Below are 22937 nucleotides of genomic sequence, written 5' to 3'. Positions count from 1 at the left end.
TCAATCGGCTATTGTCCTCCTGCAGAAGCTGAGGCAAACTACTATCAGCAACTGGCTACTCAGCCAATTGCTGATTAACTTAGGCAAACATGCCTCCTCGAAAACCGGGGCGGTTCAGATTGATGAAGGATAGCGATATACCTGATGACTCTACTAATCCGCCTAGCTTATTTGATGATTAGGTAAATATGTCATGATATTGGCGGGATTAAGGCAAGGTCATAGTCTTAGAAATAGCCGCCCATATTGAAGGGGATGGTGAGAAAGTTTGTAGGCAATTTTGAAAATCACTAACAGGAGTAACATGAAAGCATTAGATTTGAATCAAGTCGCTAATTACATAGCAGATGCAACCATTCTGCAAACGATTGATGGAGGATTTGCTTTAACGCATTATGGGGTAACGAGCGCTGGTAATAAATTCTTTTTAGTAAATGATGCTGAAGGAAAGTCTTCAGTTTTAGAATTTTAAAGCATGTTTAACAGTGCATTTTATTAATATTAAATGCTGCGAAAATTACAATATGCACAAATTTTGCTTAATTTGTAACAAATGTGTAATTCCCATGTAAATTTGCTATATTGAAACAATTGTTTAGTTTTGCATTGTCAAGATGAAAGAACTAAATCACCAATACTGAAAAAATATTAGGCAATTAACGTAAGGGTTTTCTTGCATCTTTGATGTACATTAAAAAACTTGTATGTTTTGACGTAATAAAAAATTCATTGAACATTCATGTAATTGATTGTATCTAAACATTGAATTGCGATGTAATTAAGTTAATATTGCAGGCTTCAAAAAATTTAGTGAATTTATATAATTAACTGTAATTTTTAGTATTTCGAGCAATAGGAATTTAAATGAGAACCGTTTCAAGTACGGGCATAAGAAAGGACGCATTATGCAAAACTTTTTAGCAGCAAAAACCGACGGTGCTTTTTTAGATAAACTAATTAGTGCCGCTAAATCTGAAAAGACCAAAGAGCAACTTGAAGAGCAAAGAGTTTCCTTTATTTTTAGCGCTGTAGATAAAGACCAAAATATTACAAAAGCACAAATAGAAAAACAGTTACATTGTAAATAGCTGTTTAAGGGAGGGGGCGGTATTTGATTCTCTATGATTTAACAAATTCAGAGAGCCATCCAACGTACGTTGCACTTCAAATCTCAAACGTAGATAGACAATATGGATTTTTAATGTCCATCATTGAGGCGTCGCTTAGTGCAGATAAGTTATACCTCTCGAATCATATAATTAAAGCTTTAAATTTCCACGCTATAACATGCCTGCATACGAATGCAGGCGAGTTTAGACCCTGCCCAGTCAAAGTAGGGGAGTATATTCCCCCTGAGCACTTTCGCGTTGAAGCTTTAATGGCTGACTTCGTTAATCTCGTTAATAGGAGGTGGGAGGAAACAGACCCTCTCGTATTAGCGACCTATGTCTTATGGCGCTTAAATCATATTCATCCATTTATAAATGGCAATGGAAGAACGGCGCGAGCAATTGCATATTTTGTTTTGTGCGTTAGGTCTGGTGGAGTTCTGCCAGGCAGTGTAATGCTGCCTGAGCTTCTGAAAAGAGACCGGGATGAGTATGTTGCAGCCCTTCAGCAAGTTGATGACTCTTATAACAATGCAAACTTCGATTTAACTCCACTGCATGCATTGATGCAGAGGCTAGTTGAAGAGCAGCTTTCAACTTAAACAAATCGACATAGAGTTTGCTTAAAGCTAATTATTTCAAAGAGTAACTTTTTATAAAATGTATAACTTTGTGTATAAGTTAATTTGATTAATTGCTTTAAATGGCTTTGAATATGGCTTAAATCAAAACATTCGGTTCAGGCTCCCGCACCATGAAGTAGTACAAGAAAGTCCAAAGCAGTCCAATTCGGCCCGTAAATCAATGAGTTACGGGTTTTTTTGTGTCCACAGAAGTCTAATCTTCGTTTGATCCAGCATAAGCATACGGTTACTTAATTGAGGTGGCAACGCTGACACCCGGTAGGTGTGTCCTGATGTTGCACGCTCGATAGGCTTAGCCGCTGCCACAAGTTTTTCGAGTTTTTTCATTTATTACTCACAAACATTACACCTCTTGATCTCTGGCTGGTCTCAGTCGAAATTTTACATTTTTATCGTCTTTTCCAGACGCTTTTTTTCTTGCGCTCATCGCGCGTGTTGTGCTAACGTTCATTGTGTAACAAATTTGTAACTAAACGTAATTCGGTTGATACAAACTGAATTCTGGATTTGGCAAGCATGTTATCGATCTGCGAAACGCATTGTGTGGCCCGACCAAACGCCTCAGCTTCAGTTGAGAGTGTTTTTAAGTTGTTGCTCAGTTTGCTGGTGCTTTCCAGTTTAATAACTGTCGCGTTTGTGCAAATGGGCGCATGGCTGGTGTTGCCGTTTGCGGGTCTGGAGTTGGTGTTGGTAGTGTTGGCATTTGTGGTGGTGTTGCGTCACAGCGGTGATTACGAAAAAATCACCATTGCCGAGGAGTACGTTGATGTTGAACAAAGTGTGCTGGGAAAAATAAGCCACGTTCGCTATCAGCGGTATTGGACCCGTGTCACGCTCAGGGAGAGTGAGGGCAGTAAAACTTCTCTATGGATTGGGTCCCATAATAAAGCAGTCGAGTTTGGACGTACCACTATGGATAACGCGCAACGCGAAGAGCTAGTGGCACATCTCAAGCGCGCACTCGTAAAAACTGGATAACTGGATTTTGGAGCAGATTAGATGCAAGGGATGAAGAAACTCGGGGTTGGTGCATTTGCATTGTTTTCAACATTAAGTGCACGTGCCGATTATACGTGGAATTTTCCGGAGCCAGTCACCCCCATGGCTTTGGATACATTACACGTGCACAACAAATTTATGCTGATTACTGCTGTGATTTTTGTGGTGGTATTGGCGATCATGATTTATTCCATCATTACCCACCGCAAAAGCAAGGGTTACAAACCCGTTGCTGACAAAGCGCCTTCCACCACAGTAGAAATTTTCTGGACACTGATTCCTTTTGTGATTCTGCTGCTAATCGACTTTGTGATCATGGGGATTCCTGCTTACCACAGTGTGGTGATGATGGAAGATACGCGTGATCAGTCCACCATGGTGATCAAGATTACCGGTTCGCAGTGGCGCTGGCAGTATGAGTATCTGGATGGCGATGCCAAGGGCATCAAGTTCGTCAGCAACCTGGCAACTTCAGATGGTCAGTTGCATAACACGGAAGACAAGGGTGAACACTACTTGCTAGAAGTTGATAATCCGCTGGTGTTACCTGTTGGCGAAAAGGTACGCATTCTGATGACGGCTTCAGATGTACTGCACAACTGGTGGGTGCCCCAGTTCGGTTCCTCGCGTGTGGCTGTGCCTGGATTTATTCGTGAGACCTGGGTGCAAGTTGAAAGGGAAGGCATTTATCGTGGTCAGTGTAAAGAGCTGTGCGGTAAGGGCCATGGCTACATGCCTGTAGTGGTCAATGCGATTTCAAAAGAGCAGTTTGCCGAATGGGCGGGTAAAAAGCAGGCAGAACAACAGGCCGCCAACGACGTCAAAGAAATGAGCAAGGATGACTTGCTAGCACAAGGTAAAACCGTTTACGAGAAAAACTGTGCGGTATGTCACCAGGTGTCTGGTGCCGGTTTACCTCCGGCATTCCCCGCGCTGACCGGCAGTAAAATCGCCACCGGTCCGATATTTGGCGCAGATGGTAAATATGCGAAAGATAGCCATCTTGACCGCGTGTTGAATGGCAAGGGTGTGATGCCCGCATGGAAAACCACTTTGAACGATACGGAAATTGCAGCTGTGATTACTTATGAGCGTAATGCACTGGGTAATACTGCCGCTGTCGATGCGGTATTGCAACCAGCGCAAGTCAAAGCTGCGCGTGAATAATATTTGAGCGATTTAGGAGATCACTATGAGTACTACCACCGTAGCACATCATGACGAGCACCACGATCATCCAACCGGTATCATGCGTTGGTTGACGACAACTAACCATAAAGATATCGGGACGATGTATCTGACATTCTCGTTAATTATGTTTTTGGTTGGCGGCAGCATGATTTTGGGTATTCGTGCCGAGTTGTTTAAACCTGGTTTGCAGTTGATGAATCCGGAATTTTTTAACCAGTTGATTGGCGTACATGCGCTGATCATGATTTTTGCGGCGTTAATGCCAGCAGCCACCGGCTTTGCAAACTGGATGTTGCCCTTGCAAATTGGTGCGCCGGATATGGCTTTGCCCCGCTTGAATAACTGGGGATTCTGGATTTTACCCCCTTCAGCGATTTTGCTGACCTTGCCATTTACCCTTGCTTTGTTCGGGGTTGGCGATGGGGCACTGGCCACTGGCTGGACGTTCTATCCTCCGTTATCTGTACAAGGGGGCATTGGCGTTGACTTTGCTATTTTTGCGGTGCATCTGCTGGGGATCTCGTCAGTACTGGGTTCTATCAACATCATTGTGACCATCTACAACATGCGCGCCCCTGGCATGACCCTGATGAAAATGCCTATGTTTGCTTGGGGGTGGTTGATCACGGCCTTCCTGCTGATTGCAACGATCCCTGTACTGGCTGGTGCCGTCACCATGCTGCTGACTGACCGTCACTTTGGTACGCATTTCTTTGATGCAGCCGGTGGTGGCGATCCAATCATGTTCCAGCATTTGTTCTGGTTCTTTGGCCACCCTGAAGTGTATATCCTGCTGTTGCCAGTGTGGGGTTTTATCCCACAAATCCTGCAAACATTCAGCCGTAAGCCGATGTACGGTTACAAAGCACAGGTTTATTCCTTGTGGGCGATTGGTGCTTTGGCTGTTGTTGTGTGGGCACACCACTTCTTTACCGCAGGGATGCCTGTGCCCGCTTTGCTGTATTTCATGTATAGCACCATGGCGATTTCGTTGCCGCTGGCTGTGCTGTTCTATTGCTGGATTCGTACTATGTGGAAAGGCTCCATGAGCTTTGAAACACCGATGTTGTTTACAGTGGGCTGGATTATTCTCTTTGGTATCGGTGGATTGACAGGGTTGGTACTGGCCGATGTGGCTGCAGATGCGCAATACCACAACAGCTATTTTGTTGTAGCGCACTTCCACTACACGCTGTTTGCTGGAGGCATCATGGGGATCATGGCGGGTGTGTACTACTGGTTGCCAAAAATGACCGGGCATATGTACAACGAAAAACTGGGCAAGCTGCACTTCTGGCTTACTGCTATTTCGTTCAATGTCACCTTCATTCCGCAATTTTTTGTTGGGCTGGCCGGTATGCCGCGTCGTATCCCTGACTATGCATTGCAGTTTGCCGAGTTCAATATGATCTCTTCAATCGGTGCGTTTGTGCTTGGGCTGTCACAACTGTTGTTTGTATATAACATTGTGAGCTGTGCCAGAGGCGGAAAAAAAGCGACGGATCAGGTTTGGGAGGGTGCGCAAGGGTTGGAGTGGACTTTGCCGTCTCCACCGCCATACCATAGTTTTACTGAGCAGCCTGTAGTGAAGTAATCCTAATAAAGCCTGATAATCAGTGATGGTAGTCAGGCCTTGAAATGAGTCAAAGGTCGTATTTTGAGTGAAAATAAACAGCGTCGTAACAAGCTAATCGCTTGGGCTTTAGCACTGATAGCCATTGCCTGGTATGTGATCTCCATGTTTACGGTTTGGAAGTAATTCAGAGCATACAAGAAGTCACAATGTGAAAGAAGATCAGGAACGAGCGAATAAACAGCTGGTCATCAAGCTGGTTTGGATTGTCGCAGGCGCTTTAGTTTTTGCATTTGCTTTAGTGCCGCTGTACGACGTGATTTGTGCCGTGACGGGGCTCAACGGAAAAACCAACAGCACTGCCGAGTTAGTGGTGCCAGTGAAGGTAGATAGCACTCGGGAGGTCACTGTGCAGTTTATTTCCTCGGTCATGCCGGGATTGGGATGGAATTTTTTTCCACTCGAAAACAGTGTCAAAGTCCACCCGGGCCAGGTGACGACGGTGTTGTTTGAAGCAAAAAATACGACGAGTACCGAGGTGTCCGGGCAGGCAATACCCAGTGTGACACCAGGGAAAGCCTCGGCACATTTAAAGAAAATTGAGTGTTTTTGTTTTGTGAAACAAACGCTCAAACCCGGAGAGGTAAAAAAATTACCGCTTCGTTTTTTTATCAGTGCGGATTTGCCGCAGGACGTACATGAATTGACTTTGTCATATTCATTCTTCCCGGCAGCTCAGTAACTAAATTATTAAACTAATTATAAAAAATCAGATGATTGGGAGTTAAGGCATGGCAAGTCATTCAGAAAATCATTATTTTGTACCGCATGGCAGTATTTATCCGGCACTGATCTCGGTTGGATTGCTGTCACTGGCCAGTGGCTTTGTGTTTAATGTCACAGGTTCGGATACCCGCATGGATGGGTCTATCAAAAATCCTGCACTGACATATCTGGCTACGCCTGGAAAGTACATGATGTATCTTGGCTTGGCCATTATTCTGTTCATGATGTTCAAATGGCTCAGCAGTGTAGTGACTGAAAGTCTGACTGGACAATACAAAAAGTGGGAAGACAAGTCATTCCGTATTGGCATGATTGTATTTATCTGCTCCGAAGTTGCTTTTTTCGCTGCGTTTTTTGGCGCGCTGTTTTATATGCGTGTCCTTTCTGTTCCTGATTTGGCCTCATATGCACCGGACATTACACCGTACAAGGACTTCCTCAGTACCTGGCCTTCACAAGGACCTGGAGGCACTGTATTGGGTGAAAGTTATAAACCTGATCAGGCATTTCATCCGATGTCATGGAGTGGGCTGCCACTGATTAATACGCTACTGCTGTTGAGTTCTGGTGCGACCATTACCTGGGCGCACTGGGGTCTGATTAAAAATAACCGTAAGCAGTTGGTGATCGGCCTGTTCTTAACCATCGCGTTAGGGGTGACTTTCCTGATCTGTCAGGCGGCTGAATATCACCATGCCTATACCGAAATGGGGCTCACATTAAAGTCAGGTGCTTATGGGGCGACCTTCTTTATGTTGACCGGCTTCCATGGTTTTCATGTGACCATCGGGACATTGATGCTGATTGTGATCTGGTTGCGTAGCATAAAAGGCCACTTCACCCCTGAGCATCATTTTGGCTTTGAAGGCGTTGCCTGGTACTGGCACTTTGTGGATGTGGTCTGGTTGGGCTTGTATATATTTGTCTACATGCTCTGATCAAATTGAAAGGGCGCGAATAGCGCCCTTTTTGATGATGTTGTCTGTGAGCGTGTAAGGTCTGGTGACGATGGCTGATTTAGAGCGTATGGCCGATGTAGCCGAAGTGTGCAGCAATAATCAGTAATAGAAACAAGGTGATAGATAAGCCAATTCGCATGGTCAAGGCCTTGACGGTACGATCTGACCCACGTTTGTCTTTCAGTAAAAAGACTAATGCGGACACCAGGCTGCCAATAATGATCAGTAATATCAGTACGGTTGCAATTTTAATCAGCATGATATGTGTTCTCGATAAAGTTGGCCCATTATGGGCTGTAAGTGAAAAAATGCAAATACCTTTGGGAAGCGCCTACGTATTGCAATTGCGCCCGCTGGTGCTCTTGATCATGACAATGATGATCGTTGTCTGTATCAAGTTGGGGTTATGGCAGTGGCACAAGGCAGAACAAAAGCAGGCCATGGCCAATGCCATGCTGCGTGGTGAGTCGCAGACCGAAGTGTTAGACATTCAGCGTATGCAGGAGCCCGGATACATCACGCAGATGCATATGCATACCGTCGAGTTAACAGGGCGATATCTGCCTGAGCACAGCTTCTTTCTCGATAATCAGGTTGAAAATGCGCAAGCAGGTTTTCATGTCCTGACGCCATTCTTGTTGCATGATCATCAGACTGTCTTGTTGGTAGATCGGGGGTGGGTGCCCGGCTATGCGGATCATCAGCAATTGCCTGTTGTCACGACCAGCACCGGCGAGCAAACAGCCAAAGGCTTGTTCTGGCAACAGAAGAAAACCGGATTCAGGCTGGATCAGGCCGGACAGGATTGGCTACCTGTGCAGCAAGTGATTGATTTTGACTATTTGCGCAAACAATGGCATTACCCAATGCCTGCCGCTTTGTTAAAGCTGGATCCTGCGGTTCCTCAGGATGGTTTTGTCCGGCATTGGGCATTGCCAGCGGGGCAAGTTGAGAAAAACCTGAGTTATGCCTATCAGTGGTTTGGCTTTGCATTTGCAAGTTTATTGATTGGCAGCTATCAAATGCTGGGGAAACGTGAGTGAGTGTGATGCAGGAAACAAGTAACCGGCAATCTGAATTTGATGCTGCGAAACAACGCAAAGGCCGCATGATTTTCTTGCTACTGGCCGTATTTTTTACCGTGCCTTTGCTGGTGGTGGTGGCCATGATCAAGTTTGACTGGCGGCCGGGCGGTAAAAGTTATGGGCAACTCATCCAGCCGCCTGTCTCAATCGCACACGAAACACAGTGGGCGACAGATGGGCGGCAGAGTGTCCCCCAGTTCTGGCGTGACAAATGGAATATCGTCTATATCGCCCGTGAATGTGATGCTGACTGCATGCAGCGCTTGTACGATTTACGGCAGATTTACGTCTCGTTATACAAAGATATGGTGCGCGTACAACGGGTACTGATCACCCAGCAAACAAATACGCAAGCCATTCGTGCACGTTACCCTGATTTGCTGATTATTAATGGGCAAGCAGAACAAATTACCACCCTTGGCCGGCAATTGACTAATCAGGAGCAGAACACGCTGGATGCGCACAGAGTCTATTTTATAGACCCGCTGGGTAATGTCATGATGCAGTACGGACCCGAGCTCGAAGCCAAATGGATACGCAAGGATTTGATCAAGTTGCTGAAATCATCCTGGGCAGGCTAAATCATGTTTAAGGCTATCAGCGTGTTTGCCGTCCTGCTGGCGTTTTGTGTTGTGGTACTTGGTGCTTATGTGCGATTGTCCGATGCCGGCCTTGGCTGCCCTGATTGGCCCGGCTGTTATGGTGCACTGAGTGTGCCGCAGAGTGAAGTCGCCATCGCCAGCGCGCAACAGGCCTATCCGGACAAGCCATTGGAGCATGCCAAGGCCTGGAAAGAAATGGCACACCGTTATGTGGCTGGTACATTGGGGCTACTGGTGCTTGCGCTGGCTATCCTTGCCTATAGGCGCCGTCACCAGATCAGGACAGCATGGCAACTCTCTGCCGGGCTGGTGCTGCTGATTACTGCGCAAGCTCTGCTGGGTATGTGGACAGTGACGTTGTTATTAAAGCCAATGATTGTGACCCTGCATTTGCTCGGTGGGATGACGACTTTTGCACTGCTAAGCTGGGTTGCGATCCGAAATGCCATGCGGCAAGACATTGCCTTGCCACGCGGACAACAGTGGTGGTTAAGAGCCGCACTCCTGATCTGGTTTGGTCAATTGATGCTGGGGGGGTGGACCAGCACCAATTATGCGGCGCTGGCATGCACAGACTTTCCAACCTGCCATGGCGTCTGGTTGCCAGCAATGAATTTTAATGACGGTTTCCACGTGTTCCGGGCGCTGGGACAAAGTCGAGATGGCGGTCAATTGCATCTGGATGCCCTGACAGCCATTCAATGGACGCATCGACTGGGTGCATTGATCGTCCTGCTATGGGGCCTGGTGAGTGTCAGAATTTTATTGCAGCGATCAGCATCGCGCTGGCTGGCATGGTCGTTATTGGTGATTTTGGTTTGCCAAATTGGCTTAGGTATCAGTAATTTGATCTTGCATCTGCCAGTGGTGCTGGCGGTACTGCATAACGCAGGCGCTGCCTTGCTTGGCGGATGTCTGGTGTTGATCAATGCAAGATTAATGAATACAAGCTATTAAAACAAGGGATGGGGAGCACATGATGCAAACGACAATAGTTACTCAGGTGGAAGCCGCCAAAATGGGGCTGCGAAATTTTTATGCCTTATGCAAGCCGAGGGTGACTGCGCTGATTGTATTCACTGCCATCATAGGCATGTTGATGGCCAGTCCTGGTATGGTTTCCTGGCAGATATTGCTGGCCTCGACAGTCGGCATTGCTTTTGCCTCAGGAGCTGCAGCGGCCTTTAACTGCCTGATTGAACACAAGATAGATGCCATGATGGCGCGCACACGTGCCAGGCCGCTGGCGACTGGTCAAGTGTCGCATATGGAAACCCTGTTATTTGCCAGTGTGCTGGGTGGAGCGGGGCTCACCATTTTGTACACTTGGGTGAACCCGCTGACCATGTGGCTGACATTGGCGACTTTTGTCGGCTATGCTGTGATTTATACAGTGTTCCTGAAGCCGGCCACCCCGATGAATATTGTGATTGGTGGCGCCTCGGGGGCCATGCCACCGATACTCGGCTGGGCGGCAGTGAACAATGCGGTGTCACCAGAGGCATTGGTCATGTTCCTGATTATTTTTGCCTGGACGCCGCCACATTTCTGGGCGCTGGCGCTTTATCGACGTGAGGAATACGCCAAGGTCGGCATGCCTATGCTGCCGGTGACGCATGGTGAGCAATTCACTTTGCTGCATATTTTGCTGTATACCGTGATTCTGGTACTGGTGTCATTCATGCCTTACAGCCTTGGCATGAGCGGCTGGTTGTATCTGGCGTCTGCGATTGTGCTGAATGTGGTGTTTATGTACTACGTGATTGGCTTATACCGGCACTATTCGGATGCCTTGGCAAAAACAACGTTTAAATATTCTATTTTGTATTTAAGCCTTATTTTTGCGGCATTACTTTTGGACCATTACCTTGTTTAAGATCGCTACGCAATCAAACTTCACAGGCTGCTAATACATGACAGGGTCTGCCCTGTCTTGTCTGGCAGTCCTGTTTTGTCGACGACTTCAATGTTTGGTGGCCAACTTTTGGTGGCTACGGGGTGCAAGCGTTGGTTCGAATAATGCGGAAAACAGTCCAGGTCTGCCGTGCAGAAAGCCTTGAATATAGTCGCAGTTCATGACTTTTAGAATGTTTTCTTGTTGCGCGTTTTCAACCCCCTCGGCAATCAGTTCCATATTCAACTCATGCGCCATCTGGATGATTGATCGGCACAAGATAAAATCATAGTTATCGACCTCCAGATTTTTAATAAACGATTTGTCTATTTTGACATAGTCAATCTGGTACTTTTTAAGGTAGCCCAAGGCAGAGTAGCCTGTACCAAAATCATCAATCGATAGTTTAATTCCTGAGCGCCTAACCATTTGCAAGGTGTCCTCAGTGGTTTTGGAAGGTTCCAGCAATAAGCCTTCCGTGATTTCAAAACAAAAACGCTCGCATGGAATATTAGACCGTTCCAGCCGTTTGATAAATGCAAGCAAATGTTGTGGATGTGCAAACTGTACAGGTGAAATGTTCAATCCAATTTGCATGCCCTGTAAGCTGATAGGGTTGATATTGGATAAATCGTGCAACACCTGATCAAATATCCACTTGCCAAGTTCAATAATAAATCCGGACTCTTCAGCAATGGGAATAAACACGCTGGGCGGAATCGAGCCACGCGTTGGGTGCTCCCAGCGGATCAGTGCTTCTGCTTTGATGAGTGCAAAATCATGCAATCGGTATATCGGTTGATATACCAGATGCAGCTCATCATGATCTATCGCCGAACGCAAATCACGGGTCAGCGAAATCCTGTCCTTAATTTCCTGCTGCATGAGTTGAGTGAAAAACTGGTATTGATTTTTACCCGCACGTTTGGCTGCATACAATGCCTGATCAGCAAACATCATCAACTCCTCAGCTGAATCGCAATTGCTGGGGTATACAGCAATGCCAATACTGGCAGTGACAAAATGCTGTTTGTCATCAATGTGAAAAGGCGTGCGTATGGTCTCTAAGATCTTTTCACCAATTTCATGCAGTATGCTCATATCCCCAAGCTTGGGAACCACTACCACAAACTCGTCCCCTCCCAACTTTGCGGTGATATCCACTCGACGCACGCAGGATTGGATGCGTGTGGCAGCATTCTGTAACAGACGATCCCCAATGGCATGACCAGCAACATCATTGACATCCTTGAATCCATCCAGATCGATCAACAGCAATCCCAACTGCGTGTGGTCAATCTGGCAGTCATGAATGGCTTGTTCCAGCGATTGATGTAATAAATATCGGTTAGGTAGTTGCGTTAAATAATCGTAATTGGCTTGTCGCCATATTTGTTGGCGTACTTCCGCTTCGCGATGCTGTGCCCGGCGATAAAAACGCCAGAACTGATAAAGTAGCAACACGCAAATGATTGAAAGAATCGCCGTTCCTGTTTCTATAAATACTTTTTCAACAGGCTGCCGTGCACGCCATGGCTGAACAATGTTTGTATTGTTGGTCCCAATTGCGATAATCGCACGTTCCAGAATGCTGGCCAATTCCGGCTGTTCTTCCGCAACGGCCATGCTGATTTCACTATTAAACGAAGTGACGCCTATTTTCTCGGCAAAAGGCAAGCGGTGATATTCTATGTGGTAATCAATTACAATTTCATTGCCAATATAGGCATCAATCTGACCATTGTTCAGGGCGTCAAAAGCCTCATCCGCAATGTCTACATAAATCAGCTTCATGTTTGGATACAGCGCCTGTAGACGCTGGCCAATATGACCATGCTTAAAGACTGCTACTTTGGCACTCTTTAAAGCTTCCAGACTGTTTGCACCAGAGAGCGCCGGGGCAAATTTGTTGATATAAATAGCATAGGGAATGACCAGGTGAGGGCTGGTCAGGCGTTGGTAGCCTTTTACATCCTCAGTATTGCTGATGCTGGAAATTACATCCACCTCTTTGGGTTGAGGCTGGTTGCGGTATGTGTCAAGCTTAAACTGCAGTCCAGTCAGTTGGCTAATCTGCTTGAGGTAATCAATAGAGATGCCGCGGTGTTTCTCATTTTCAAGCTGAAACTCCACTGGCATCCAGCCATTTTTGATGGATACACGGACAATAGGATGCGCTTTTATCCAGGCAGACTCTTCACGGCTGAGAGGTAGTTTTGTCTGTAATTGTTTGCCAAGTGAACGCGCTTGAATAAGATCTTGATTGGCAAGACCATGCTGTGCAATTGTTAGACTACATAGCAGTATCAGTGAGTTTAGAAGAGATTTCATACTACCCTGAACATGATGTTTCTAAAATACCGGCAATTGCCTTGAGCAAAAGGGCACTGCGGGTAATCGTGTGCAGACTGTTCGGCCTGCCAGGTAAATAAATCAGGCGGCCGACAGACTTACAGCTATCACTGTTAACGGCCGTGAGAAAAAGTTCTTGAGGGGTGAAAACAAAACTTTACATCTGAAAGCAAAAAACCCGCTCGTTGAGCGGGTAGATTTGTACAGCAAACAAAAAAGAAACCAGCTTAATTCGCTGATAAACAGGTTTTCATGAATGCCTTGCGCTCATCCCCTTTCAGGGCTTTGGCCGAAGCGTCAGCATTACAGGTTTTCATTTTATTCTGTTGTGTGGTTAACCCTGACTCAGGCTTGTTCGACAAGCAAGTTTTCATAAATGCCTTGCGCTCATCACCTTTTAACGACTTTGCTGTGGCATCGGCGTTGCAGGTCTTCATTTTTTCTTGTGGCGTTGCAGCAAATAGAGGGTAACTAACACATGTAATCAATAAGGCTAAAATAAGTTTATTCATGAGTGTCTCCAAACGCATCATTTTTATTCAAAATATTCATGTCGGTTCTGACGTTAAGTCAGCGATATCGATTGTGACACATTCTCAATACAGCCTGATTTTGCTAACATAAATTTACGTCAGTACGGACTGTTTTGTTGTAGGCAATGCAATGGCTTGAGGCATGACGGCGACACGATTTACGTTAAATAACGCATGGCATGCCTGAAAAAACCGGCATAAAGTGCGTCTGACAGATACATGACATCCGTCGATAAGTTCTGACATTTTTACCATACCAGCAACAGCGCTGGTAATGGTCGGAGCAAGAAAGCTCACCCACCGTTTAGACACGGTCGGTGAGCTTTTTTTCGTCTGATGCCTGTCTGGCCTTTTATTTCTCTGAGCATTTTTTAACCTGATAAGGAGCATACTTTATGATACATGGTGATATTTCCAGCAGTAACGATACCGTCGGCGTGGCCGTGGTCAACTATAAAATGCCACGTCTGCACACCCAGGCCGACATTATCGACAACTGCAAAAAAATTGCAGACATGGTGGTCAATATGAAAGCCGGGTTACCGGGGATGGATCTGGTGATTTTTCCCGAGTACAGCACGCATGGCATTATGTACGATGGCGAGGAGATGTATGCGAACGCTACCACAGTCCCCGGGCCGGAAACTGCGATTTTTGCCGAGGCCTGCCGCAAGGCCAAGGTGTGGGGCGTGTTTTCGATTACCGGTGAGCAACATGAAGAACATCCCAATAAAGCGCCATACAACACGCTGATTTTGATGAATGACCAGGGCGAAGTGGTGCAGAAATACCGCAAAATCATGCCATGGGTGCCGATCGAGGGCTGGTACCCGGGTAAAGAGACCTTTATCAGCGAAGGCCCCAAAGGGCTCAAGATCAGCCTGATTATTTGTGATGACGGCAATTATCCTGAAATCTGGCGTGACTGTGCCATGAAGGGCGCCGAGTTGATCGTGCGTTGCCAAGGCTATATGTATCCGGCCAAAGAGCAGCAAATCCTGATCAGCAAAGCGATGGCCTTTGCCAATAACACCTATGTGGCGGTGGCGAATGCGGCCGGCTTTGACGGCGTGTATTCCTATTTCGGCCATTCTGCCATTATCGGCTTTGATGGCCGCACTCTGGGGGAATGTGGTGAAGAAGAAAATGGCGTCCAATATGCGGCCCTGAGCAAGCATCTGATCCGCGATTTCCGTCAGCATGGCCAGTCAGAAAACCACCTGTTCAAATTGCTGCACCGCGGCTATACCGGCGTACTCAATTCTGGCGACGGGGATCAGGGTATGGCTGCCTGCCCCTACAGCTTTTACAGCAAGTGGGTACAGGACCCGGACGCTGCACGTGCCATGGTAGAATCGTTTACCAGACCCACCTTGGGTACCAAAGAGGCACCGATAGACGGCCTGCCGAATTAAACGCATATTCTGCTAACCAGCCCCGGCACTCGGCCGGGGCCAAATATGAAAGTCAGTCATGGCAAACTCCGATCCGATTCCTGTCGGTGTGCTGTTTTCCACCAGCGGTGCCACCGCCACCATTGAGCGCTCGCAGGCGTTTGCCACCTTTTTTGCGATTAACGAAATCAATGCTGCAGGCGGGATTCATGGCCGAGAACTGGTGCCCGTCTACTATGATCCGCAAGGTGATTCGCAGCAGTATCAGGCATATGCCGAGCGCATGATCCGTGAAGACAGGGTCAATGTGATGTTTGGCTGTTATATGTCGAGCACGCGAAAAGCCGTGATTCCAGTTGTGGAAAAATGGCGCAAACTGCTGTTTTATCCGACGCCCTATGAGGGCTTTGAGTTTTCCCCGCATGTGATCTATACCGGCGCTGCGCCTAACCAGAACAGTGCGCAACTGGCTGAGTATATGACCCGTCATTTTGGGGCACGCATTTACCTGATAGGCAGTGATTACATCTACCCGTACGAATCCAACCGCATCATGAGTGATTTTATTTTGCAGGTGCCGGGCGGTAAAAAACTGGCCGAACGCTACCTGCCGCTTGATGCCAGCGAGAAAGACTTTATTCCCATTGCACGGGACATCAAGGCCAAGTCGCCCGATTTTGTCTTTTCAACTGTGGTGGGCAAGGCCACACGCATGCTATATCAGGCCTATGCCGATAGTGGCATGGATGCAATGCATGTGCCTATTGCCAGCCTGACCACCTGTGAAGCGGAAGTCAGTGAAATGGGCAACCGTATCGCTGCCGGGCACATCACTTCTGCCCCGTATTTTCAATCGATTGCCACAGCGCATAATCATGCCTGTGTTGCACGCTTCAGACAGCAGTTTGGTGATGAAATTGAACCTAATATGTGTTGGGAGGCCGCTTATTTTCAGGTGCACCTGTTTGCAGAAGCCATGCGCGCTGCAGGCGATGACCATTATGACAGCCTGCTGCCGCACTTGCTTGGACGGGCGTTTGAGGCGCCACAAGGACGCGTGATCATTCATCCCGGCAATCATCATGCACGTCTCAATCCGCGCATCGGCCGCGTCAATGCCAACGGGCAATTTGATATTGTGGCCGCGTCTGATGGCCTGGGGGTCGTGCCTGACCCTTACCTGGTTTCACATGTGGGCGCAGCGTGGAATACCCTGCAGTCACCGGCAGAAGTGCGCTATGGCTAACACGGTGCCTCAGCGTCCCAACAGCAGTAAACAGCAGCGCACAACACTGGATGCTTTTCGCAGCCTGCGTGATGCCCGCATTGCCATTTTTCATCCCCAGGACAGTCACCGCGACACACTGGTGCAGCAGTTGCAGCGCATTGGTTGCCAGACGGCCTGTTTGTGGCCACCGCCCGCTGACTTGCCCGAAAATACGGACATCATATTGTTTTTGCTCAACGCTGAGGCCAGTGCCAAGAAAAAGCTATCTTGGCTCACGCCGTCTTCTGACATCCCCATGATAGGCATCGTGGAGTATGAAAACCCTACTATCCTGGATACCGCCCTGGCATTGGGCTGCCATGGCATCTTGGTCAGCCCGGTTCAGGCCAAAGGGATTCTGACCACCCTGATTGTGTCGATTCAGCATTTCAGAAACGTGCGAACACTGAGCAAGCGCAACCAGCGTCTTGAAGAAAAGTTACAGGCGGTGAATGAAGTCAGTGCAGCGCAAGCGGTGATCGCCCGTGCAAAAGGCATCAGCGCGGCTGATGCCTATAAAGTGATGCGTGAGCAAGCCATGTTAAAACGCGTGACGATCGAAGAGATTGCACGCGCCATACTACATGCAGATGGTCTGCTCAATCATTAGAAGCAGACCACTTTTGGCCTATGTTTGGGCTTATGCAAACAGGCTGATGCCCAGCACGGTAGCCAGTACCACACCAATCGCCAGTAACAGGAAAATAAAGAAAAACACTTTGGAGATGGTCGCGGCACCTGATTCCACGCCTCGAAAGCCCATCCAGCCAGCCACGACAGAGATCACCAGAAATACTAAGGCATAGTACAGCATAATGTTGACTCCCTTGTGTTGTCATATAGTCATGAAAGTCTTTCATCATAAACCTGGCACCGTGTTTGCCATATCAGGCAATGGCTGCTTGATCTGTAAGAATCAACTTACATCCATGCGCATGGCATACAGCATGCCTGCATACATCGCCTGTCAAAAGAATCGTCGAGAAAAGTAAGCATAAAAAAACCAGGCCATCTTCATTGACCTGGTTTTGCTTTTTCATCGGGTGCTCCTGCGCCGCCTGGTGTATATCAGGGGTCGCAGGCCAGCAACGAGAAGCCCTGCATTAATCAGTTTCAAACTTCATCAACACCTCTTCATCAGCCACCATATCCAACAGTGTTTCAGTGAATTCGTCAGAGCATTCGCTAGACCATTCTGCGCCCTCATTGGCATCGGTCGTGAACATGGGTAAAAAACTCATATACATAAAACGACCATCTGCAAGCTTGATGGCTTGAACCTCATCAGGGTGCTCAACCAATGCCCAGGTATCGGGGATGTCTAATTCAACTTGTACAGTTACTAATAGTTTTTTCATGGGGTTTCCTGATTTAAACGCGTGGGTGGACTATAGGGGCAGCAGGTGTGAAACACAAGCAAACTTTTAAAACACATTCTGGTTGCGTGTTGCAGGGCGACATTGACTTGTAAATATGATGATCATCATATATTATGGTTTTGATGAAAAACAGAACAGCTAAAAAAGACGGTTGCAATCGGAAAGAACTTACCCATACGCGCATTTTAGAAACTGCCGCCAGGGCAATACGCAGGAGCGGCTACAGCGGCACGGGTGTCGCCGACATTATGAAGGAAGCAGGGCTCACGCATGGCGGCTTTTATGCGCACTTTGCATCCAGAGATCAAATGCTTGCTGAGGCTGCAGACCTTGCAGGGGCCGAGACATTCGCAATATTCGAACAAGTGCTTGCAACAACACCAAAAGAGCAGCGCTTATCGACACTGATGCGTGCCTACTTGTCCAATGAACATACTGAAAATATTGAAATGGGATGCTCATTTGCCGCACTTGGCTCTGAAATGCATAGGCAAGCCCCTGAAGTCAGGGCTGTTTCTACTCGCCGGATTAAGGAAATGATCAGCCTTATCGAAGGTCAGTTGTCGGATCAATCTCAGTCAAAAGCGCATGAAGAAGCGCTTGTCATGGTCGCAATGATGGTCGGTACGCTGATGTTGGCGCGTGCGGTAGATGATCCTGAACTCTCTATCGAGTTCCGGCAAGCTGCGCTACAGCACGCGATGCCCAACAATGTTTAATTTTTTTAAAGACAACTAATTTCGTTTTTTTAACTATAAATATGATAACCATCATATTTATAGTTAAAAACAATTTCACAAGGAAACACAATGAAAGCACTTATCTTGGAACGTTATGGAAAGTCGAATCAACTTGCATTTGCTCACATTCCACGGCCGACTATTCAACCCGATGAAATACTTGTACAGGTCCATGCAGCTGGTTTGAACCCGATTGACTACATGATTCCCAAAGGAACCTTCAAGGCAATACTCAAGTTTAAGTTGCCAGCCACTATGGGCAGTGATCTGGCTGGCATCGTGCTGGAAGTTGGTAGCCGAGTCACACGTTTCAAACCAGGAGACTCGGTATATGCCAGCATTTTTGACTTAGGGACGGGCGCACTCGCTGAGTATGCCGCTGTTCCTGAAAGCGCTGCCGCCCTCAAGCCACAAAAGCTGGACTTCGTACAGGCGGCTTCTATCCCCATGGTTGGCCTGACTGCCTGGCAAGCATTCAAGGAGCATACATCGATCAAGCCGGGGCAAAAAGTCTTCATCCCTGCAGGCTCTGGCGGTATTGGTACATTTGCCATTCAACTCGCCAAGTATTTGGGCGCCAAAGTAGCCACCACCACAAGCACAAATAATGTGGGCCTGGTGCAGCAATTAGGCGCTGATGAAATCATTGATTACAAAAAACAGGCGTTTGAGCAAGTGTTGCATGGTTACGATGTTGTGCTGGGCACAGTCAGGGGGGATGGCGTTGAAAAAGCACTCCAAGTCCTGAAGCCTAACGCCCGTGTGGTTTCATTGGTCGGCCCACCGGATGCAGCATTCGCGCGCAACAGAGGAATGCACTTTTTCATGAGATTTCTATTTGGTTTAATCAGCAGAAAAATGATCAGGCAGGCCAGAAAACGAGGCATTGAATACGCTTTTATGTTCGTACATCCTGATGGCCAGCAACTCTCGGAAATCAGCAAACTCATGGATGGCGGACATATCCAGCCTGTGGTGGATCAAGTGTTTTCATTTGATCAAACCCTCAAGGCGCTCGCGTATCTGGAATCAGGGCATGCCAAGGGTAAGGTCGTGGTCCAACTCATTTAGAAGCCAGTGATTACCCATCGTTAATATTCAAAAAGGAAACACGTATGAAAAATAAAATCGCACTTGTGACAGGGGCTTCATCCGGGATAGGCGAAGCCACAGCAGCGTTGTTGGCACGCTCTGGATATACGGTCTACGGGACCAGCCGTAAAGGGGCGCAATCTGAGCAGCTTCCTTACAAAATGATTGCATTGGATGTAAACAGTGAAGAATCGGTAGAGGCGGCCCTGAAAGCGGTGATTCAGGCTGAAGGGCGGATTGATCTTGTTGTGAATAACGCCGGTTTTGGAGTGGAAGCAGGGGGCGCAGAAGAAAGCTCAATGGCGCAAATGCACAAGATCTTTAATACCAATTTTTTTGGTGTGGTACGGGTCATTCGGGCGGTGCTGCCTTACATGCGTCAACAAGGGCAGGGCGCGTTATTAATATAGGGTCTGTACTAGGCTTAATCCCGGCACCTTACATGGCCACTTATGCGGCAAGCAAGCATGCGATTGAAGGCTATTCAGAATCCTTAGACCATGAACTGCGTACCCGAGGCATACGCGTATCAGTGATTGAACCTGCCTATACGAGAACCAACTTTGAAGCGAATGCACCCGCGTTGGATAGTCCGCTTGAGGAGTATGCCGTTGCGCGAAAAGCACTGGCTAAGCTGGTGAAAGCGGCAGTAGAGGGGGGTGACGATCCCAAAGTGGTGGCACAAGTGGTCTTGAAAGCAGCGACTGCCAAGCACCCGAAAGTGCGCTATGCGGCTGGAAAACTGGCCTGTCGATTAAGCTTCTTAAGGAGGTTTGCTCCGGCTGCATTGGTCGATAAAGGCATTCGTCAGGAGATGAAATTAGACGCGCTCGACACAATACTTAACTAATTGAAAGGCATGCATCATGCTATTGCGTTTTGATATGCTGGCAGTCATGACTGCCAGCGCATTTTCATTCATTGCTGTAATCTGGATGCTAGCCCCCGCGCGATTCCTGACAGCCTGGGGCGTGGACGATTCAGCTGCGACCAGGCTAGTCGGAAGGCGTGCTGCAGCGCTCTATGCCGGTGTTGCCGTCATGTTATTTTTCGGCAGAAATGCAGCGCAATCGCCTGTGCGAGCTGCGCTGGTTTATGGACTGATAAGCAGCTGCTTGCTGTTGGCTCTGTTAGGGGTGTATGAGTTATTTAAAGGGCGAGCCAGCAAAGGGATATTAGCCGCAGTGTTGATAGAGCTTGCATTAAGCTTGTTGTTTATCCAAGTTATTTAATGGGTGGTCGCTTAACGGCTGCCTGCAGCCCTATTTTTGCCGAATATCCATTTATTCAGGCGGGGTGCTCGGGCTTACCGCACTTCCAGCATCTAAAGCAATACACTAAATAACAGCAACGCTGTCGCAGGGGAATTGCTGTATGACTAAACTGGACGCAAGTTATATAATTAATTTTCGCATCATTGGGCAGGACTTTAAAGCCCGCCTTAAAACAGGGTATACATATACAAAAGAGACATTTGCACGAACTAAAAAAGAGACTATGTTCGACAAGAGATCAACGTTCCGTCATTCCCGCAAAAGCGGAAATCCATTTTAATCAGTGACTTACATGGATCTCCGCAGGCATGGATCCCCGCCTTCGCGAGGATGACAAATGAATGCGTTTTCAGGATTTATTTTGATTCGTACAACAGTCGCTAAAAACTAAAATAGCGGCATCAGTCAGTGGGGGAAAATCATGAGAGTTAGAGCGATTATTCAGAGCAATAGCTGGCATATGTTGAACGCATCAGCGCTTGCGTGGCGCATGATATTGACAGGAGGGCTGGCCTTTTTGTGCATCGCAGTCGCAATTAATGTCAGCGCACAAGAGTCCGATGCAATCAGTAAATTTATCCAGGATACGGCGCAGTTGAACAAAGACAAGTCCATCTGCCTTGATCGCCCGGACGCACCGCAGGTGCGCAGAACCCTGTATAAGCATGTGCAAACAAAAGCCCAGCAAACCGCAGTCACCGCACAATCACTTGCCATGGCCATGCTTGAACTGTATCCCTGTCCGTTTTCACCATACCGGCCTGAATTGCGCCCCGCAACAGAAAAAGACATCGAAGGTGTTTGGCTTTTCCCCGAAAGCTCTCAAAAATTACGCTTTCCTGCAAAACTGGATCGCGAAGGTCCGGCTGGCCCAGTGCCAGTGAAGTGCGATGCCGTGGGTTACTATCCCAACGGCGAGCTCAGGCACGCCGTCATTGCAGGGCAACCCTTATGTCCGTTTGAAAAAGCCAGTGATCTTGAAGTGGCAAGGCAAAACCCCATCGTCTCGACTTGGGTCACGCTTCGCCCTGGTCGAATTTCAGTCACACGCACAGATGTTATTGGTCATATCGAAGAATGGGATGCATATGCTGTTGTCAGCCCATTTTCAGTCAATGATATTCAGTTTTCAACGGGTGACCTGATTGCCTATGTCCGCAAAGAAAATGGTAACGAAATTGGCGCAGCTACTCAGTTTCGGCATTTAAAGCGGTTGCCATAATCGAAACTGGTGTTTATTTGGGGTATTCAATCTGTCGAGGCTGAGGCTTCGTTGATTTGCTACATAGCTAGACCCGACCCTCTCGTTTTGTTGCAGTTTTCCGGGTCCACCTCTAACTCGGCAGTAATCAACCGCCGTTTACACAAAATTCAGGACACCCTCTGTTAATAAATTAAATCCCCAACTAGCTTAATTAAGTCATGTGAATTATTTTCATGCGTCTTAATTACCAAATATCTGAATAATTCTTCACGGATTTTGTCGTTAGATTTTCCTGTTAATGCTTCTAGTGTGGTTCCCAGTCTATAGACTAATTTTTTGCACTCATCTCGTAACTTGCTCCCACTCAGACTTGAAGTTTTGCTACCCCAGTCATGAGTAAGAGTAAAACGGTTGTCATTAAAGTATTCTTTTAGCTGATTCTCATGATTAACTACATCGGCACTAATCAACTCAACTAGACCAACCTCAGGTGTCCATGGAAGGTATTTTATTTTTTCTTTTAACTTCTGAAACAACCCAAGCATAACATGGTTACTATCTAGTCTGAAGGAAGCAAGAGACTCATCCTCAACATCTTTATCAAGTGCGATTTTACATTTGGTATGTGATGGCAACATTTGAGGAGCCTTGTCTACAAACTCCAATATTTGTTTGAATCCGCCTAGCGGAACAACCAACGTAGTTGGAAGCATTGCCTTGATACCTCTTTGACTGCGATAAAAGAGGTGGACCCGGAAAACTGGACAGTGTTTTAAGTGATATTCTTGCTTAACCTTGCAGCCGATAGGCGGCAGAAAGCAGAGAAAGAAAGCAATGAAACGTACCCGAAGAACCCACGC

Annotated in this window: 27 protein-coding genes and 1 pseudogene; 20 read left to right on the top strand and 8 right to left on the bottom strand. The window is 47.3% G+C overall.

All coding sequences use genetic code 11. The features are described from left to right. Positions 1-304: 304 nt before the first annotated feature. From Q9291_RS04945 to Q9291_RS04935, 3 genes are all read left to right on the top strand, one after another. On the top strand, positions 305-472 hold the full coding sequence (locus Q9291_RS04945; RefSeq protein WP_306388915.1) for a hypothetical protein: 168 nt from the start codon (positions 305-307) through the stop codon (positions 470-472). 433 nt (positions 473-905) lie between these two features. Beyond that, positions 906-1088, top strand: a complete 183-nt coding sequence (locus tag Q9291_RS04940; RefSeq protein ID WP_306388914.1) for a hypothetical protein — start codon at positions 906-908, stop codon at positions 1086-1088. Between the two features lie 113 nt (positions 1089-1201). After that, complete coding sequence (locus tag Q9291_RS04935; protein ID WP_306388913.1) at positions 1202-1711, top strand: Fic family protein; 510 nt, start codon at positions 1202-1204, stop codon at positions 1709-1711. Positions 1712-1918: 207 nt separating this feature from the next. On the opposite strand, the gene Q9291_RS04930 is transcribed toward Q9291_RS04935, so the two are convergent. Then, complete coding sequence (locus tag Q9291_RS04930; protein WP_306388912.1) at positions 1919-2080, bottom strand: hypothetical protein; 162 nt, start codon at positions 2078-2080, stop codon at positions 1919-1921. A gap of 189 nt (positions 2081-2269) precedes the next feature. Between Q9291_RS04930 and Q9291_RS04925 the strand changes: the two genes are divergently transcribed. The 5 genes from Q9291_RS04925 (at position 2270) to Q9291_RS04905 (ending at position 7240) form a co-directional block, all read left to right on the top strand. Further along, positions 2270-2731: a DUF2244 domain-containing protein gene (locus Q9291_RS04925; protein ID WP_306388911.1), complete on the top strand. Its 462-nt coding sequence runs from the start codon at positions 2270-2272 to the stop codon at positions 2729-2731. A 21-nt stretch (positions 2732-2752) separates the two neighbouring features. Continuing rightward, positions 2753-3919, top strand: a complete 1167-nt coding sequence (gene coxB / locus Q9291_RS04920; RefSeq protein WP_306388910.1) for a cytochrome c oxidase subunit II — start codon at positions 2753-2755, stop codon at positions 3917-3919. 25 nt (positions 3920-3944) lie between these two features. Continuing rightward, positions 3945-5537, top strand: a complete 1593-nt coding sequence (ctaD, locus tag Q9291_RS04915; protein WP_306388909.1) for a cytochrome c oxidase subunit I — start codon at positions 3945-3947, stop codon at positions 5535-5537. Between the two features lie 190 nt (positions 5538-5727). Next, a complete protein-coding gene (locus tag Q9291_RS04910; protein WP_306388908.1) occupies positions 5728-6258 on the top strand; it encodes a cytochrome c oxidase assembly protein in 531 nt (176 codons plus the stop codon). Between the two features lie 49 nt (positions 6259-6307). Next, a complete protein-coding gene (locus tag Q9291_RS04905; RefSeq protein WP_306388907.1) occupies positions 6308-7240 on the top strand; it encodes a cytochrome c oxidase subunit 3 in 933 nt (310 codons plus the stop codon). 79 nt (positions 7241-7319) lie between these two features. On the opposite strand, the gene Q9291_RS04900 is transcribed toward Q9291_RS04905, so the two are convergent. Continuing rightward, positions 7320-7520, bottom strand: coding sequence for a twin transmembrane helix small protein (locus Q9291_RS04900; RefSeq protein ID WP_306388906.1), 201 nt, complete (start codon positions 7518-7520; stop codon positions 7320-7322). A gap of 49 nt (positions 7521-7569) precedes the next feature. Here Q9291_RS04900 and Q9291_RS04895 point away from each other — a divergent pair, with 49 nt between their 5' ends. From Q9291_RS04895 to cyoE, 4 genes are read left to right on the top strand one after another with little or no spacing between them, the layout of a single operon-like run. Next, positions 7570-8304, top strand: coding sequence for an SURF1 family protein (locus Q9291_RS04895; protein ID WP_306388905.1), 735 nt, complete (start codon positions 7570-7572; stop codon positions 8302-8304). A 5-nt stretch (positions 8305-8309) separates the two neighbouring features. Further along, positions 8310-8927: a redox-active disulfide-containing membrane protein gene (locus Q9291_RS04890; protein ID WP_306388904.1), complete on the top strand. Its 618-nt coding sequence runs from the start codon at positions 8310-8312 to the stop codon at positions 8925-8927. A gap of 3 nt (positions 8928-8930) precedes the next feature. Continuing rightward, positions 8931-9905, top strand: a complete 975-nt coding sequence (locus Q9291_RS04885; RefSeq protein ID WP_306388903.1) for a COX15/CtaA family protein — start codon at positions 8931-8933, stop codon at positions 9903-9905. Positions 9906-9927: 22 nt separating this feature from the next. After that, on the top strand, positions 9928-10824 hold the full coding sequence (gene cyoE / locus Q9291_RS04880) for a heme o synthase (RefSeq protein WP_306388918.1): 897 nt from the start codon (positions 9928-9930) through the stop codon (positions 10822-10824). Between the two features lie 87 nt (positions 10825-10911). Here cyoE and Q9291_RS04875 read toward each other — a convergent pair whose 3' ends face one another. Beyond that, a complete protein-coding gene (locus tag Q9291_RS04875; RefSeq protein ID WP_306388902.1) occupies positions 10912-13173 on the bottom strand; it encodes an EAL domain-containing protein in 2262 nt (753 codons plus the stop codon). Positions 13174-13421: 248 nt separating this feature from the next. Next, positions 13422-13706: a PsiF family protein gene (locus tag Q9291_RS04870; RefSeq protein ID WP_370530738.1), complete on the bottom strand. Its 285-nt coding sequence runs from the start codon at positions 13704-13706 to the stop codon at positions 13422-13424. A gap of 416 nt (positions 13707-14122) precedes the next feature. Here Q9291_RS04870 and Q9291_RS04865 point away from each other — a divergent pair, with 416 nt between their 5' ends. From Q9291_RS04865 to Q9291_RS04855, 3 genes are read left to right on the top strand one after another with little or no spacing between them, the layout of a single operon-like run. Beyond that, on the top strand, positions 14123-15142 hold the full coding sequence (locus tag Q9291_RS04865; RefSeq protein ID WP_306388901.1) for an aliphatic amidase: 1020 nt from the start codon (positions 14123-14125) through the stop codon (positions 15140-15142). Positions 15143-15200: 58 nt separating this feature from the next. After that, a complete protein-coding gene (locus Q9291_RS04860; RefSeq protein ID WP_306388900.1) occupies positions 15201-16367 on the top strand; it encodes a transporter substrate-binding domain-containing protein in 1167 nt (388 codons plus the stop codon). Beyond that, positions 16360-16998 (top strand): ANTAR domain-containing response regulator, encoded by a 639-nt coding sequence (locus Q9291_RS04855; RefSeq protein WP_306388899.1) that lies wholly within the window; start codon positions 16360-16362, stop codon positions 16996-16998. The genes Q9291_RS04860 and Q9291_RS04855 overlap by 8 nt, the downstream gene beginning before the upstream one ends. 30 nt (positions 16999-17028) lie before the next feature. Here Q9291_RS04855 and Q9291_RS04850 read toward each other — a convergent pair whose 3' ends face one another. From Q9291_RS04850 to Q9291_RS04840, 3 genes are all read right to left on the bottom strand, one after another. Beyond that, positions 17029-17202, bottom strand: coding sequence for a DUF1328 domain-containing protein (locus Q9291_RS04850; RefSeq protein ID WP_306388898.1), 174 nt, complete (start codon positions 17200-17202; stop codon positions 17029-17031). 73 nt (positions 17203-17275) lie between these two features. Continuing rightward, positions 17276-17428, bottom strand: coding sequence for a hypothetical protein (locus Q9291_RS04845; RefSeq protein ID WP_306388897.1), 153 nt, complete (start codon positions 17426-17428; stop codon positions 17276-17278). Positions 17429-17491: 63 nt separating this feature from the next. After that, positions 17492-17746, bottom strand: coding sequence for a hypothetical protein (locus Q9291_RS04840; protein WP_306388896.1), 255 nt, complete (start codon positions 17744-17746; stop codon positions 17492-17494). Between the two features lie 143 nt (positions 17747-17889). Between Q9291_RS04840 and Q9291_RS04835 the strand changes: the two genes are divergently transcribed. The 5 genes and pseudogenes from Q9291_RS04835 to Q9291_RS04810 all read left to right on the top strand — a co-directional run bounded on the left by Q9291_RS04835 (position 17890) and on the right by Q9291_RS04810 (position 22095). Then, positions 17890-18486 (top strand): TetR/AcrR family transcriptional regulator, encoded by a 597-nt coding sequence (locus tag Q9291_RS04835; protein ID WP_306388895.1) that lies wholly within the window; start codon positions 17890-17892, stop codon positions 18484-18486. A gap of 90 nt (positions 18487-18576) precedes the next feature. Beyond that, complete coding sequence (locus tag Q9291_RS04830) at positions 18577-19578, top strand: NADP-dependent oxidoreductase (protein ID WP_306388894.1); 1002 nt, start codon at positions 18577-18579, stop codon at positions 19576-19578. Between the two features lie 44 nt (positions 19579-19622). Next, a pseudogene (locus Q9291_RS14145) lies at positions 19623-20449 on the top strand (oxidoreductase). 16 nt (positions 20450-20465) lie between these two features. After that, the gene (locus Q9291_RS04815) at positions 20466-20831 is read left to right on the top strand and encodes a hypothetical protein (RefSeq protein ID WP_306388892.1); all 366 of its coding nucleotides are present in this window, start codon (positions 20466-20468) and stop codon (positions 20829-20831) included. Between the two features lie 463 nt (positions 20832-21294). Next, positions 21295-22095, top strand: a complete 801-nt coding sequence (locus Q9291_RS04810; protein WP_306388891.1) for a hypothetical protein — start codon at positions 21295-21297, stop codon at positions 22093-22095. 164 nt (positions 22096-22259) lie between these two features. On the opposite strand, the gene Q9291_RS04805 is transcribed toward Q9291_RS04810, so the two are convergent. Continuing rightward, positions 22260-22937, bottom strand: a 678-nt coding sequence (locus Q9291_RS04805; RefSeq protein ID WP_306388890.1) for a hypothetical protein, incomplete at its 5' end; no start/stop codon positions are given.

Origin of the sequence: Methylophilus aquaticus, assembly GCF_030769565.1 — a bacterium.
Taxonomy (GTDB): Bacteria; Pseudomonadota; Gammaproteobacteria; order Burkholderiales; family Methylophilaceae; genus Methylophilus; species Methylophilus aquaticus.
This window is presented reverse-complemented; position numbering and strand designations above follow the sequence as displayed.